This is a genomic window from Microbacterium sp. LWH11-1.2 (genome assembly GCF_038397745.1).
Lineage (GTDB): Bacteria > Actinomycetota > Actinomycetes > Actinomycetales > Microbacteriaceae > Microbacterium.
The window spans coordinates 890,149-904,310 of sequence record NZ_CP151636.1; the positions used below are offsets into that span (position 1 = coordinate 890,149).

Here is a 14,162-nt window from a genome sequence, read left to right on the forward strand (position 1 = left end):
GGGCCTTTGTCGCGCGAGGGCTCAGGCGAGCAGGACCTCGTGACCCGCTTCTCGAAGGGCCTCGACGACGTCGGCATCCGCTCCGGCATCGGTGATCACGGTGGGGAACAGATCCACCCCGCCCACGGCGGCGAAGGCCACGATGCCGAGCTTGCTGCCGTCGGTGACGACGACGGCGCGGCGCGCGCGCTCGGCCATCATCCGGTTCACGGCGGCCTCGCGCTCATCCTGCGTGGTGGCTCCGGCGTCGGCATCCATCCCGTTGACCCCGATGAAGGCGATGTCGAGGCGCACACCCCGCAGCAGCTGTTCGACGAAGGGACCGACGAGCTCGTAGCTGCGCGAGTGGATCACCCCGCCGGTCACCACGACCTTGATGTCGGGGCGGGTGGCGAGCTGCGCGGCGATGTTCACGGCATTCGTGACGACGGTGATGCCGCCGTTCGCCGCGAGATCGTCACGGGCGGCGAGAGCCGCCGCAATCGCGGTGGTCGTGGTGCCGCCCGACAACCCGACGACGGTTCCCGGTGCGACGAGCGCGGCGGCGGCCTGTGCGATGCTCGCCTTCTCATGGGCGCGCAGGTGGCTCTTGTAGCGGATGGGCAGCTCGTACGCGACGGTCTGCGCGACCGCACCGCCGTGCGTGCGGGTGAGCAGCCGCTGCTCGGCGAGACTGTCGAGGTCGCGCCGCGTGGTCGCTGCCGACGCCCCGAACCGGTCCACGAGCTCATCGATCGTGACCTCGCCGGCTTCGGCGAGCAGATCGAGGATCGCGTTGAGCCGCGCCGCCCTCTTCATCCCGCCACCGTATCGCTCCCGGTCAGCGCGAAGAGACGCAGCATCCGCGCGGCCTCGGCGGCGAGGGCGTCGCGCGCAGGCGCGAGGTACTTCCGCGAGTCGACCAGCCGCTCGTCGGCGGCCAGCTTCTCGCGGATCGCGCGCGTGAAGAATCCGTTGAGATGCGTGGAGACGTTGATCTTCGTCATCCCCGCGCGCACCGCGGCGGCGATCACGGCATCCGCCACCCCCGACGACCCGTGCAGCACCAGCGGCACGGGCAGAGCGGCGCGCAGCCGGGCGATCAGATCGAGATCGAGCGAGGCGGTGCGGTCGGTCATGGCGTGCGAGGAGCCCACAGCGACGGCCAGGGCGTCGACGCTGGTCGCGGCGACGAAGGCCTGCGCCTCGTCGGGGTCGGTCCGGACACCGGGCGCATGCGCTCCATCCTTGCCCCCGACCTCGCCGAGCTCGCCCTCCACGTAGACGCCGGCCGCATGCGCCCGGGCCGCGACCTCCGCCGTGAGCGCCACGTTCTCGTCGTAGGGGAGCGCACCGCCGTCGAACATCACGGAGCCGAACCCGAGGGCGATCGCCTCGTCGACGAGCTCCGGACGCTCGGCGTGATCCAGATGCACCGCGACCGGCGTCTGCGCGCGCCGGGCGATCGCGAGCGCGGCCAGCGCGACCGGCTCGAGCCCGCCGTGGTAGTCGGCGCAGTTCTGCGAGATCTGCAGGATCACCGGAAGCTGCGCGAGCGCCGACGCGCGAACGAGACCTTCGGCGGTCTCGAGGTGGATGACGTTGAACGCACCGATGCCGGTGCCGGCGGCGGATGCCGCGGAGACGAGATCGCGGGCGGAGACGAGGGTCACGAAGGGTCCTTTCAGGACGATGCGGGCCGGAACGACGAGGGATCGGGGCGGGAGATGCGGAGCTGCTGCTCGAGCGCGGTCCAGTACGGGGAGATGTCGCCGGCGAGGGGCATCAGGACGGCCGCGGCCGACCACGCCGTGGCCCGGCGGAGGATCTGCTCGGGGTCGCGGACCCCGCCCGCGTACAGCACGGCGCAGGCTGCCACCCCGGCATCGCCGGCACCCGTGGGGTTGCCGGCCAGCGGCTCGTCGAGACGGGCGTGCACGAGCTCGGATGCCGTGACGGCGAGCATCCCGTCGGCACCGAGAGACAGCAGCACCAGTTCGGCGCCGCGGTCGATCAGCGATCGCGCGCCCTCGACCGGGTCGGCGATGCCGGTGGCCTCCGCGAGCTCGGCCGCGTTCGGCTTGAGCACGGTCGCGCCGGCGTCCGCGGCGCGCAGGAGCGCAGGACCGGACGTGTCGGCGATCACCGGCACACCGGCATCCTTCCCGACCGCAATCAGCATGGGGAGCAGCGGGTCGGGTGCGCCGGGCGGCAGGCTTCCGGAGACCACGAGCACTCGCGCGCTGGGCAGCCGCTCGACGACCTCGGCGAGCACCGCCGCCCACTCGACGTCGGTCGGGTTCACGCCGCGCTCGTTGACGATGGTCGTGTCGCCGAGCGTCTCGTCGACCACCGCGATGCTGCGGCGGGTCTCGGCGGCGACCGGGACGAGCGCATGCGGGACGCCGCTCGCGCCGAGCTCGGCAGCGAACTCGTCGCCGACGCGCCCGCCGATCGTCGTGACCGCGAGCACCTGCTCGCCTTCCGCGTGCGCGACCCGCGCCACGTTCAGGCCCTTGCCGCCCGCCCGGGCGATGCCGGCATCCGCGCGATGCGTGCCGCCCTCGACGAGCCGATCGACGCGCCAGGTGAGGTCGAGCGCCGGGTTCGGGGTCACCGTCAGGATCACGTGAGCTCCCTCGCACGCAGCGCGGCGCCGAGGAGCCCCGCGTTGCCCGAGAGCTCGGCCGGAACCAGTTCCGGGATGCGGTGGAAGCTCAATCGCGCCGCGAGCCGACCGCGCAGCTCGTCGAACAGCGCGCCGCCGGCGCGGGAGAGCCCCCCGCCGATGACGACGGCCTCGGGGGCGACGACGGCCGTGAGCTGTGCGAGCGACATGGTCAGCGCGTCGAGCGCCGAGTTCCAGATCTCGGCGGCGACCTCGTCACCGGCGGCGGCACGGGCGATGACGTCCTTCGCACCGTCGGGAACCACACCCGTCGCATCGCGGTACCGTCGCGCGATCGCTCCGGCAGAGGCCACCGCCTCGAGGCAGCCGCGGGCCCCGCACGCGCAGATCGGCCCGTCGGCGATCGGCGAGTGGCCGATCTCGCCCGCGTACCCGCCGGCGGTGTAGGGCACCCCGCCGACGAGCAGAGCGCCGGCGATCCCCGTTCCGATCACGAGCACGACCGCGTCGGCGTAGTCGCGGGCACCGCCGAGCCGGCGTTCGGCCCAGCTCGCGGCACGCACGTCATGGTCGAAGGCGACCGGCAGCCCGAGTCGGGCGGTGGCGAGATCACGCAGCGGGGAGTCGTGCCACCCCAGGTTGCTGGCGAACACGCCGAGTCCGGCATCCGCATCCACGATCCCCGGAACGACCAGACCCGCCGCCATCGGCACGACATCGGGGTGCGCGGCGCGGAGTTCGCCCGCCAGCACCTCGAGGCGCTCGAGGAGCACGTCGGTGCGGTCTCCCTCGGCGACGGGGGTCGGCGTGCGCCGCAGCCCGAGCGCGTTTCCCTCCGCATCGAACAGCGCGGACTTGATGTCGGTGCCGCCGACGTCGAACGCCAGCACGGGAGAACCCGCGCCCAGCGTCCGCACGGCGGCGAGTCTCTCGCCCGCAGTGTCGCGCTCGACGTCGGCGACGGGTGCTGCGCCGTCAGGTCCGGTCATGGATGGATCCGCTCATGCATCCAGGATGACGGATCGGGTGAGGTTGCGGGGCTGATCGGGGTCGAGGCCGCGGGCGACGGCCCGGTCGAGAGCGAGGCGGTGCAGACGCACGAGGTCGGCCATGGGGTCGATCGCACGGTGCTCGAACCGTGCCCCGGTCGCCGTCACCTGTGCGGCGAGTCCCTCAGGAGCAGCGCCGAAGTGCCAGGTCACGCGGCCGGGAGCGGCGATCGCGATCGGACCGTGACGGTAGTCCATCGAGGGGTAGGACTCGGTCCACGACTGCGAGGATTCCCGCAGCTTCAGCGCGGCCTCGTGCGCGAGACCGGTCGCCCAGCCGCGACCGAGGAACGTGTACTGCTCGGCATCGCGGAGAGCTTCGTCGTCGGTGTCGGCCAGCACCGAGGCCGCGTCGGCGATCGCCGCGGTGAGGTCTTCGCCGAGAGAGGCGCGGAACAGGGCGAGCGCCGTGGTCGCGAAGCGGGTCTGCACGACCGAGGTCTCGTCGGCGAACGGCAGCAGGACGGCCTCGTCGACCATCGAGACGAGCGGCGAAGTCGGGTCGCCGATCACGCCGATGGTCGGGATGCGCCCCTTGATGCGCTCGACGAGCTCGAGCACCTCGGTGGTGGTGCCGGAGCGGGTGAGGGCGACGACGGCGTCGTACCCCCGATCGACGAAGGCCTCGGAGGCGGCGAAGGCGTCGGTCTCGCCCTGACCGGAGGTCTCGCGCAGGGCGGCGTAGGACTGCGCCATGAACCACGAGGTGCCGCATCCGACGACGGCGACGCGGGCCCCGGAGGCGGGAAGCAGACCCTGCTCGGCCTTGAGGTCGGCGGCGGTCGCCCAGGTCTGGGGCTGCGAGTGGAGCTCTTCGCGCATGTGTGCGCCGGGCAGCGATTCGGTCATCGGGGTGCCTTTCTCGGGCGGTTGTTGCATAGTTGTGATTGTTTAAGGATTGATTCGATCATAGTATGACGATCAGGAACATCAAGATCAGGTTTCTCTTGATTTGTTTGTTCCCTTGACAAATAATCGAACAAGTTCCACCACCCTGACGGCGATCCTGCCGTCGAACTCCGAGCCTCGGCTTGAACGATCGCAGCTGCCCCGGCGAAGCGATCACCACGCACTGTCGCGTGATCGTGCTTGCGACTGTGCACCACACCCCGTCCGGACACGGCCTCCGCATCCGGAGCGGACACTCACAGTGAGGAATGCAATACACATGAAGAAGTCACTGCGGTTCGGCGCCGCCGCCATTGCGGCCGTCGCCACGCTCTCGCTCGCTTCGTGCGGGTTCGGCGGTTCGGCCGGAGACGGCGGCGGAGAGGACGCGAACACCATCGATCTCCTCGTCCCCAGCTACTCCGACGGGACGAAGGCGAACTGGGAGACCGTGATCGAGGGGTTCGAGAAGGCCAACCCCGACATCAAGGTCAAGCTCGAGCTCCAGTCGTGGGACAACCTCGAGAAGGTCGTCTCGACGAAGATCCAGGCCGGCGAGGCGCCGGACATCTACAACGGCGGTCCGTTCGCCGGCTTCGTCGGCGATGAGCTGCTGTACCCGGTCGAGGACGTGGTGTCCGAGGACACCTTCGCCGACTTCCAGGACTCGTTCATCAAGAACGCCGAGGTCGACGGCACCGCGTACGCCCTGCCGCTGATCGCCTCGGCTCGCGCCCTGTTCGTCAACAACACGCTGCTCGCACAGGCCGGCGCGACGGCGCCGACCGACTGGGACTCGCTGCTCGACGCCGCGACCAAGGTCTCCGCCCTCGGCGGCGGTGTCGCCGGCTACGGCATGCCGCTCGGATCCGAAGAGGCGCAGGCCGAGGCGGCCGTGTGGCTGTGGGGCGGCGGCGGCTCGTTCGGCGACGCGTCCGAGATCACGATCGACACCCCGGAGAACCTCGTCGGTGCCGAGCAGATCAAGAAGATGATCGACGCCGGTGCGACGCAGGCCGACCCCGGCTCGACGCAGCGCTCGCCGCTGATGGACATCTTCATCCAGGGCAAGATCGGCATGCAGGTCGGCCTGCCGCCGACGGTCGGCCAGATCGAAGAGGGCAACCCCGACCTGGACTACTCCATCGTCCCGATCCCGACCAAGGACGGCTCGCCGTTCACGCTCGGAGTCATGGACCAGCTGATGGCGTTCCAGAACGACGGCGACAAGGCCGAGGCGATCACGAAGTTCTTCGACTACTTCTACTCCGCTGACGTCTACGTGCCGTGGGTGCAGGCCGAGGGCTTCCTGCCCGTCACGAAGTCCGGCTCCGAGCAGCTGTCCGGCGAGGAGGCCCTCAAGCCGTTCCTCGACGTGCTGCCCGACGCCAAGTTCTACCCGTCGACGAACGCCCAGTGGTCCGCTGCCGACGGCGCTTTCAAGTCGCTGTTCGGTCAGCTGCAGTCCAAGCCGGCTCAGGACGTCCTGACCGAGATCCAGGCGCAGGTCGACGCGGGCTGAGCCCGCTGAACGGAGAGGTTCGGGTATTCCCATGAGCCAGACAACAGAGTCCTCGAACCTCGCGGGGGCGGCCACCGGTCGCCCCCGCACTCCGGGCGCCGTCTCACGGCGCACGTCGCGCGGCAAGGACCTCGTCCAGGCGCTGCCCTGGATCGCGCCCGCGCTGCTGCTGATCGTCGGCGTGGTGTTCTTCCCCGCCGGGGTGATGTTCTTCAACTCGACGCGCGACATCTCCCTCTCGGGCCTCGACAAGGGCTCAGTCGGGTTCGACAACTTCGCGACCGTGTTCGCGTTCGCGGAGTTCTGGCCGATCCTCGGCCGCACGATCATCTGGGTCGTCTCGGTCGTCGCGTTCACCGTCGTGATCTCGCTCGGCCTCGCGCAGATCCTGAACAAGGCGTTCCCGGGACGTCAGATCGTCCGCATGGCCGTGATCGTTCCCTGGGCGGCATCCGTCGTGATGACGACCATGGTGTTCTACTACAGCCTCGAGCCGTACTTCGGGGTGTTCAACAAGTTCCTCTACGACATCGGCCTCTCGGACGACGCGGTCGGATACGGGTGGACCAAGAACCCCGCCACCGCGTTCGCCTGGTCGATCGTGATCGCGATCTTCGTGTCGTTGCCGTTCACGACGTACACGATCCTCGCCGGGCTCCAGTCCGTGCCCGCCGACGCGATCGAGGCCGCGAAGATGGACGGCGCCGGTCCCGTCCGCACGTACTGGTCGATCATCCTCCCGCAGCTGCGCAGCGCCCTCGCGGTCGCGATCCTCATCAACATCATCAACGTGTTCAACTCGCTGCCGATCCTCAAGGTGATGACCGGGTCCATCCCCGGCTACGGGGCCGACACGATCATGACGATGATCTTCAAGTACATCGAGCTGCAGAAGAAGGTCGACGTCGCCAGCGCCCTGTCCGTCGTCGCGTTCCTGATCGTGATCGTGATCGTCGCGATCTACGTGAAGGTCGTCAAGCCCATGAAGGAGGTCTGATCATGACCGTGACCGAGACCGAACTCGTCACCACCACCGGCCGCGGCGGACGCCCCCTTCCGCCGCTGAACGGTCGCAAGCGCCGCTACACCGAAGACCAGGTCACCCTCCCGCGCGTCATCCTCCGCACCGCCGCCGGGTTCCTCGTCCTCGCGATCTTCGTCCTCCCGTACCTGATCATGTTCGCAGGCTCCGTGAAGACGAAGCCCCAGATCCGCTCCGTCGACCCCACCTACCTCCCGACCGAATGGCACTGGGAGAACTACCTCACGATGTGGTCGACACCCGAGACGCCACTGCCGTACAACCTCATCTCGACGATCATCATCGCCGTGTTCGCGACCCTGCTCGTGCTGCTCGTCTCCCTCCCCGCCGCGTACTACACGGCACGGTTCAAGTTCCCCGGCCGCATGGTGTTCCTGTTCCTCGTGATCGTGACCCAGATGCTGCAGCCGGCCGTGCTGACCTCGGGCCTGTTCCGCCAGTTCACGACCCTCGGACTCGGCGACACCTGGGCGGCGATGATCTTCATCAACGCCGCATTCAACCTCTCGTTCGCCGTGTGGATCATGCACTCCTTCTTCGCCGGCATCCCCAAAGAGGTCGACGAAGCCGCGCAGATCGACGGCGCGGGACGCTTCACCGTCCTGTTCAAGATCAACTTGCCGCTCGTCTGGCCCGGCATCGTCACGGCGATCGTGTTCACGTTCGTCGCCTGCTGGAACGAGTTCGCGGCCTCGCTGGTGATCCTGTCCACCGACAAGAACCAGCCGCTCTCCGTCGCACTGACGAAGTTCGTCGGTCAGTACGAGACCAGCTGGCAGTACGTGTTCGGCGTCTCCATCGTCGCCATCCTCCCCGTCGTCATCCTCTTCATGCTCATCGAGAAGCGCCTCGTCGGCGGCCTCACCGCCGGCAGCGTCAAATAGGGCGCTCGGGGGCGGACGCCGCCGCTCAGTCGGATGCCGGGCGCGCCGACGGGCGCATGAGCGAGACGCCGAGCACGCTGCCGAGCACGTGCCGACCCGGCCCCAGGGCCGGGTCGGAGTCGTGCGCGAAACGGATCGGCGGGGATGCCGTCCCCTTGGGCCGGTTCTGCTCGAAGCCGGAGCGCACGGCCGTCAGGAAAGGCTCCCCGAGCAGCGGCGCGCGGCCGACGATGACGATCTCGTGCGGGTCGGTGAGACCCGAGAGGATGCGCAGGGCGGCGGCGACGGACTCGGCGCCCAGCTGCATCCGCTCCTCGGCGCCGTCGGCCTGCAGCAGCGCACGGACACCCTCCGGCTCCAGCTCGTCGTGGAAGTCGGGGCCGAGGATGGCCGTCAGCGAGGCGACGGCCTCGATGCACCCGTAGCCGCCGCATCGGCAGCGAACGCGGGAGCCGTTGCCGCCGAACGCGACGTGGCCGATCTCGCCCGCACGATTCGTCGCGCCGGGGAGCACGCGTCCGTCGATCGTCACGGCGGCGCCGATGCCCTCGCCCATACGCAGCACGAGCCGCTGCACGCCCGCCGCCTCGTCGAACACCGATTCGGTGAGCGCCTCGCCGTCGGCGTCGTTGAGGATGACGATGGGGAGCTCGGCCTCCGCGCGGACGAGCTCGGCCAGAGGCACGTCGCGCCACCCCAGGAGCACGCTCTCTCGCACGACGGCTCCGTCGGTGACCCCGGGGGACTGCAGGCACACGGCGAGCACGCGATCAGGGAAGTCGCGCACGAGCTCGCCGGTCACCCGGGCGACGTCGGCGGGCTGCACACCGGAGGCGTATGTCGTCACGCGGGTGAGGACGCGGGCGCCGCTCAGATCGAGCAGGACGGCCTCCACGCTCTGCGCGCGGACGATCACGACGCACACGAGGTAGTACGCGCGGTTGAGCTCGACGCGCGTGCCCGGCTTGCCACCGGTGCTCTCGGCCTGCTCGCCCTCGACGACGAGGCCGAGCGCGATCAGCTCGTTGACGAGAGATGACGTGGTGGCGGTCGTCAGGCCGGTCAAGCGGGCGAGGCTCGCACGGGTCACCGAGTCGTCGGAGCCGATGAGCGCGAGCGCACGACGAAGGTGATCGCGACGGATCTTCCCCTTGCCGTCAAGGAGGCCCTCCGCACCGCCGCCGAAGACGGATCGCTCGAGCCGCGCCCTCGTCCCTTGCACCTCTGCCAGCATCGACGTCCTGCTCCCCTTCGCGCCTGTTCGCGCCCGATCGCCGCGGAACCTTGACACGCGGCCGCTCCAAACTCTACGCTAGCCCCACTTCGCTTACTCACTAAGTAAAGTCCCACACCCGAGTTCCCCGCTTTCTCGATGCCGACAAGACAGGACCCGATGAACGTGCCTGAGACATTGCTGCCCCCGCGCCGCTCGCGCGCCCGATCCCTCCGCAGAAGCGGCGCGGCGATCGTGGCCCTCGCGCTCGCGCTCCCCCTCCTCCCGATGCTGTCCGCGCCCGCGGCGGCAGAGGAGACCACCGTGATCGTCGACGACGCCGTCACCTCCACGACCGAGGGTTTCGACTTCCCCGCCAAATGGGTCGGCGACGCCGATCTCGATCCCACGAAGTGGATGAACGGAACCGAGCACTGGGTCCGCGCCGGCGACACCCCCAGCATGACCTTCCGCTTCACCGGCGTGCAGGCCGAGCTCCTCGGCAACACGGACCCGGCCCACGGCACCTACGCGTTCTCCGTGGACGGCGGGCCGGAGACGATCGTCGACGCCTACTCGGCCACGCGCCAGTACCAGCAGCTCCTCTTCTCCACCGGCGTGCTGCCGTCCGGACCGCACACCGTGGTCCTGCGCGTGACCGGGCAGAAGAACCCCGCCGCCTCCCGCGCCGGCGCCCAGATCGACTTCGCCCGCGTGACGAAGGAGCTCGTCGCCGCCACCGGCGTCTCGCTGGACCAGACGCCGCTGACGCTCGAGGCCACCAGCACGGCGAAGCTCGAGGCGACGGTCGCTCCTGCCGACGCGACCGACACAACGGTCGCGTGGTCCTCGGATGACGAGGGCGTGGCCACGGTCGCCGCCGACGGAACGGTCACCGCGGTCGCGGCGGGCGAGGCGACCATCACCGCCACCACGCGCGACGGGGGCTTCACCGCTCACCGCACCGTCACCGTGACCGCGGCGCGCACCGAGCTCTCCGGATCCGTGGCGGACACCAACTTCCACTACGTGACCGCGAAGTCCTTCGACGACTACCGCCGCAAGTACTACTCCGATGTCGTGACGATGAACACGACGGCGTGGCAGGGCACCGCCTGGCAGCGCGACCGCGTCAACGCGCAGTTCGTGCTCTGGACCGCCGGTGAAGCCAAGACCGGCGTCCGCGTGGAGAGCGCGCACCTCCAGAGCGCCGACGGCGCATCCCTCGACGACGGCATCACCGCCACGCTGATCTCGACCGTCATGGCCGGACGCGGACGCCCGTCGCTCGGAAGGCCGCAGGAGCCGATCCCGGACGTCCTCAAGCCTGTGGCTTCTGTCGAGATGGCGCCGCGCTCGGTGCAGCCCGTCTGGATGACGGTCGATGTGCCGGCCGATGCCGCGCCCGGCGTGTACGACGGCACGGTCGTCGTGGTCAGCGACCAGGGCGATCGCATCGAGCTGACCCTCGCTCTCGAGGTCCTCGACCTCCGTCTCCCGGCCGCGGGCGACTGGGAGCAGTTCGTCGACCTGTGGCAGAACCCCTACGCGGTCGCCCGCACCGAGGGCATCCCGCAGGACCAGCTCTGGAGCGAGGCGCATCTCGCGGCCATGCTGCCGCACTACCAGCGCCTCCGCGACGCCGGCCAGGACGTCATCACCACGACCGTGGTCAAGGACCCCTGGGCGTCGCAGACCTACGACCCGTACGACTCCATGGTCGAGTGGACGAAGAACGCCGACGGCACCTGGTCGTTCGACTTCAGCGTCTTCGACCGATGGGTCGAGTTCATGATGGACGACGTCGGGATCGACGGCCAGATCGATGCGTACTCGATGGTGAACTGGGCGAGCAAGGTCGAGTACTTCGACGTCGCTCAGAACCGCCGGATCACGGCGTCGGTGCCGGTCGGCACGCCCATCTGGCGCGAGATGTGGACCGCGTTCCTGGAGAAGTTCGGTCCGCACCTCAAGGAGAAGGGCTGGTTCGACATCACCTACATGGCGATGGACGAGCGGGCGCTCGACGACATCCTCAAGGCGGTCGATCTCATCGACGAGGCAGCACCCGGGCTCAAGGTCGGCGCCGCGATGAACTACAACAGCCTGCACGACCCGCGCCTCGACCGCATCGACAAGATCTCGGTCTCGGCCGACAACGTGCTCATCGGCGACGAGGAGTTCGAGACCGTCGCCGCGCACCGCCGCGAGCTCGGACTGATCACGAGCATCTACTACTGCGTCGGCATCTACCCGAACACCTTCGTGCGGTCGAACCTCGCCGAAGCGGTGTGGGGCCAGTGGAAGACGACGGCGACGGCATCCGACGGCTACCTGCGGTGGGCGTACGACAGCTTCGTCGAGGATCCGTTCGCGACGGTCGACTTCAAGACCTGGGAGTCGGGAGACGCGGCGCAGGTGTATCCGCACGACATCTCGTCGGTCCGCTGGGAGCACATGAACGAGGGGATCCGCGACGCCGAGAAGGTCCGCTGGCTCTCCGCACGATCGACGGATGCCGCGACCGCTCTGAGCGCCGCGATGGCGGAGATGGCGAACCCGGGCTTCAAGAAGGATCCCTACGGCGGCGTCATCGATCCGGGTGACGTCGACATCCCCGCCGAGGTCGACCGGCTCCAGGCCGCCCTCGATGCCGCGACCCGCACGTATCTCGCCGACCGCGAAGCAGCCTTCGACGTGTCGATCTCGGACACCGCCCTCACGGTCGGGTCGGAGGCCACGGCGACGGTCGCCGGGCTGGAACCCGGCAGCACCGCGACGTTCGAACTGCACTCCGACCCGGTGCTGCTCGGCACGGCTGTGGCGGATGCCGACGGCACGGCACGCCTCGCGTTCACGGTGCCGGTCGTCCCCGCCGGGGCGCACGACCTCGTGGTGAGCGCACGCGACGCGGCAGGCACGCCGGGCAGCATGTCGCTCGCCGTCACCGTGAGTGCCGCCCCGAGCCCCGGCGGCGGTGACGGGTCCGCCGGTCCCGGAACCGGAACCGGAACCGGCGCCGGCTCGTCGAACGGCAGCGCTCTGGCCACCACCGGCCAGGACCCCACCCTGATCACGATGGCCATCCTGCTGGCAGTGCTCCTCCTCGCAGGTGGCGCCGTCGCCGTCCGACGCAGGCGTTCCCCCCGCGCCTGATCGGGCTTCCCCACAGGGCCGTCACCGCCTCCCCTCAGCGCGGTGACGGCCCTTCTTCGCGCTCACACGCTCGCGGCCTCCGGGCGATAGCGGTCGCGGAGGACGCGCTGCATCCAGCGATTCGATGATTCGGGATCGCGGAGCGGGCGGCGCGACCCCGGCGTGCTGGGGGCGTAGTCGACGGGGCCGAACTCCGCGAGGAACGTGACGGGGCGGCCTTCGCCGCGCAGCCTGTGCACGATGAGATCCCACCATCGCAGGTGCTGCTCGACGACGTCGCGCCACTCCTCGGCTTCCGGATCGTTCACCTGCGGCCCTTGAGGATGACCGATGCGCGCATGGACGTGGTCCGCGCGAGCGATCGCGAGCTCGACCGCCGCCGGCTGATCCGCGAGCATCGACTCCGCGACCACCAGCCAGTGCGAGACGTCGAAAGTCACCCGGAGACCGGGGTGGCGTTCGAGGATGCGTCGCGCGGCGTGCGCCGCGTACAGCATCCGTGATCGGTGCAGCTCGACGAGGACGTCGAGCCCGGTGGCGGCGCGACTCTCCACGACCCGCTCCGCGAGGCGGTCCTGATCGGCGTCGCTCCAGTGATCCCGACCCGCGTGCAGCGTGACGTGCAGCGGGGTGAGTCCGCTCTGCGAGATCTCCTGCAGCTGTCGCTCGATCTCGGCGATGTGGGCCGTCGGCTCGGGATGCGCGCTGCCGACGAGGAGGGAGAGCTCGGCACCGGCGCCCGCGACGGCCGCGCCGAGACGTCGCTGCCCCTCGAGGTCGTGCGGCCACCAGACCTCGACACCGTCGTAGCCCTGCTCGATGGCGCGGGCGACGAGGACATCGGCCGGGGCGGCGAACACCCAGTCGGTCATGAGCACCAGCGGCGCTGCGGCCCTCACAGCCGGTCATCCGTCAGCGTGGGCATCCGGCGCTGCTCGCGGCGGAACAGACTCGGCGAGCTCCCCCGGCGCTGTGTGAACTGCCGCGAGAAGTAGGAGGGATCGTCGAATCCGACCTGCTGTGCGATCACGCTCACCTCGAGGTCGGTCTCGACGAGCAGCGACTGGGCGCGCGCGAGCCGCGATTCGATGAGCAGCTGCAGCGGAGTCAGACCGGTCGCCGCCACTGTGGCGGACCGCAGCTGGGAGACCCCCATCCCCAGTTCGTGCGCGCGGGTCTCCATCGAGATCTGACGGGTGGCACCGCGCGTGAACGCATCGATGAGGTCGGGGGCGGCGTCCCGCATCGTCGAGGTCGCGAGTGCGACGATCCAGGCGTAGCTCACCGCCGATGCCCGGAGCGCGCCGATCGAGCCGCTGTCCGCGAGCTCGTCCCGCAGACGATCGAACGTCGTCGTCAGGTCGTCGGGTGTGCGGTCGAGCGCCACCACGGGGACCGCGCGCCGCCACGCCCCCAGCTCGTCGAGCGCACGGGTGGCGGCGCCGGAGAACAGGATCCAGTGCTCCGTCCATCCGGAGCGATGCGGCCCGTAGCCGTGCGCGACACCGGGGAACAGCCAGATGAGGGCGGGAGCCTCGACCCTGACATCTCCCGTGAGCGGACTCGAGTACCAGCCGCTCCCCTCGCTGATCACGACGACCGCATGGGAGCGCAGACGACGACCGCGGAAGCCCTCGTGACTTCCGCCGTACTCCCCCGCGCCGAGGCAGGCGACCGTGACGTCGGTGAGCCCGCGGGCGGGATTCGCGTAGATCGCCCAGTTGTCCATGATCGTCCAAGTGTGTCCGGGAGGGCGCGAAAATACAAGCGTTGAGAAGGGAAGTCCATGGACGGATCGTC

12 protein-coding genes are annotated in these 14,162 nt (G+C 69.7%); 4 read left to right on the forward strand and 8 right to left on the reverse strand.

The annotated features are described in order from the left end of the window. Positions 1–21 precede the first annotated feature (21 nt). From MRBLWH11_RS04185 to MRBLWH11_RS04205, 5 genes are read right to left on the reverse strand one after another with little or no spacing between them, the layout of a single operon-like run. The gene (locus MRBLWH11_RS04185; RefSeq protein WP_341946828.1) at positions 22–798 is read right to left on the reverse strand and encodes a DeoR/GlpR family DNA-binding transcription regulator; all 777 of its coding nucleotides are present in this window, start codon (positions 796–798) and stop codon (positions 22–24) included. Further along, positions 795–1,652 carry a class II fructose-bisphosphate aldolase gene (locus MRBLWH11_RS04190; protein WP_341946829.1) on the reverse strand — a complete coding sequence of 286 codons (858 nt, stop codon included), beginning with the start codon at positions 1,650–1,652 and terminating at the stop codon, positions 795–797. Before MRBLWH11_RS04190 ends, MRBLWH11_RS04185 begins: the two co-directional genes overlap by 4 nt. An 11-nt stretch (positions 1,653–1,663) precedes the next feature. Beyond that, positions 1,664–2,608 carry a 1-phosphofructokinase family hexose kinase gene (locus MRBLWH11_RS04195; RefSeq protein ID WP_341946830.1) on the reverse strand — a complete coding sequence of 315 codons (945 nt, stop codon included), beginning with the start codon at positions 2,606–2,608 and terminating at the stop codon, positions 1,664–1,666. Then, positions 2,605–3,597, reverse strand: coding sequence for an ROK family protein (locus tag MRBLWH11_RS04200; protein WP_341946831.1), 993 nt, complete (start codon positions 3,595–3,597; stop codon positions 2,605–2,607). The genes MRBLWH11_RS04195 and MRBLWH11_RS04200 overlap by 4 nt, the downstream gene beginning before the upstream one ends. 12 nt (positions 3,598–3,609) lie before the next feature. Then, the gene (locus MRBLWH11_RS04205; RefSeq protein ID WP_341946832.1) at positions 3,610–4,506 is read right to left on the reverse strand and encodes a sugar isomerase; all 897 of its coding nucleotides are present in this window, start codon (positions 4,504–4,506) and stop codon (positions 3,610–3,612) included. A gap of 319 nt (positions 4,507–4,825) precedes the next feature. Between MRBLWH11_RS04205 and MRBLWH11_RS04210 the strand changes: the two genes are divergently transcribed. Genes MRBLWH11_RS04210 through MRBLWH11_RS04220 form a run of 3 tightly spaced genes read left to right on the forward strand, consistent with a single transcriptional unit; the run spans position 4,826 to position 7,993 of the window. Beyond that, entirely contained in the window at positions 4,826–6,067 is a 1,242-nt protein-coding gene (locus tag MRBLWH11_RS04210) for an extracellular solute-binding protein (RefSeq protein WP_341946833.1), read from the forward strand. A gap of 31 nt (positions 6,068–6,098) precedes the next feature. Further along, the gene (locus tag MRBLWH11_RS04215; protein ID WP_116636249.1) at positions 6,099–7,064 is read left to right on the forward strand and encodes a sugar ABC transporter permease; all 966 of its coding nucleotides are present in this window, start codon (positions 6,099–6,101) and stop codon (positions 7,062–7,064) included. Between the two features lie 2 nt (positions 7,065–7,066). Then, entirely contained in the window at positions 7,067–7,993 is a 927-nt protein-coding gene (locus MRBLWH11_RS04220; RefSeq protein ID WP_341946834.1) for a carbohydrate ABC transporter permease, read from the forward strand. A 25-nt stretch (positions 7,994–8,018) separates the two neighbouring features. Here the strand turns inward: MRBLWH11_RS04220 and MRBLWH11_RS04225 are convergent, their stop codons facing one another. Next, positions 8,019–9,227 carry an ROK family transcriptional regulator gene (locus MRBLWH11_RS04225; RefSeq protein ID WP_341946835.1) on the reverse strand — a complete coding sequence of 403 codons (1,209 nt, stop codon included), beginning with the start codon at positions 9,225–9,227 and terminating at the stop codon, positions 8,019–8,021. A gap of 159 nt (positions 9,228–9,386) precedes the next feature. Here MRBLWH11_RS04225 and MRBLWH11_RS04230 point away from each other — a divergent pair, with 159 nt between their 5' ends. After that, positions 9,387–12,362, forward strand: coding sequence for a glycoside hydrolase domain-containing protein (locus MRBLWH11_RS04230; protein WP_341946836.1), 2,976 nt, complete (start codon positions 9,387–9,389; stop codon positions 12,360–12,362). 62 nt (positions 12,363–12,424) lie between these two features. Here MRBLWH11_RS04230 and MRBLWH11_RS04235 read toward each other — a convergent pair whose 3' ends face one another. Beyond that, positions 12,425–13,261, reverse strand: a complete 837-nt coding sequence (locus tag MRBLWH11_RS04235) for a TIM barrel protein (protein WP_341946837.1) — start codon at positions 13,259–13,261, stop codon at positions 12,425–12,427. Beyond that, positions 13,258–14,091 (reverse strand): helix-turn-helix domain-containing protein, encoded by an 834-nt coding sequence (locus MRBLWH11_RS04240; RefSeq protein WP_165808096.1) that lies wholly within the window; start codon positions 14,089–14,091, stop codon positions 13,258–13,260. Before MRBLWH11_RS04240 ends, MRBLWH11_RS04235 begins: the two co-directional genes overlap by 4 nt. Positions 14,092–14,162 lie beyond the last annotated feature (71 nt).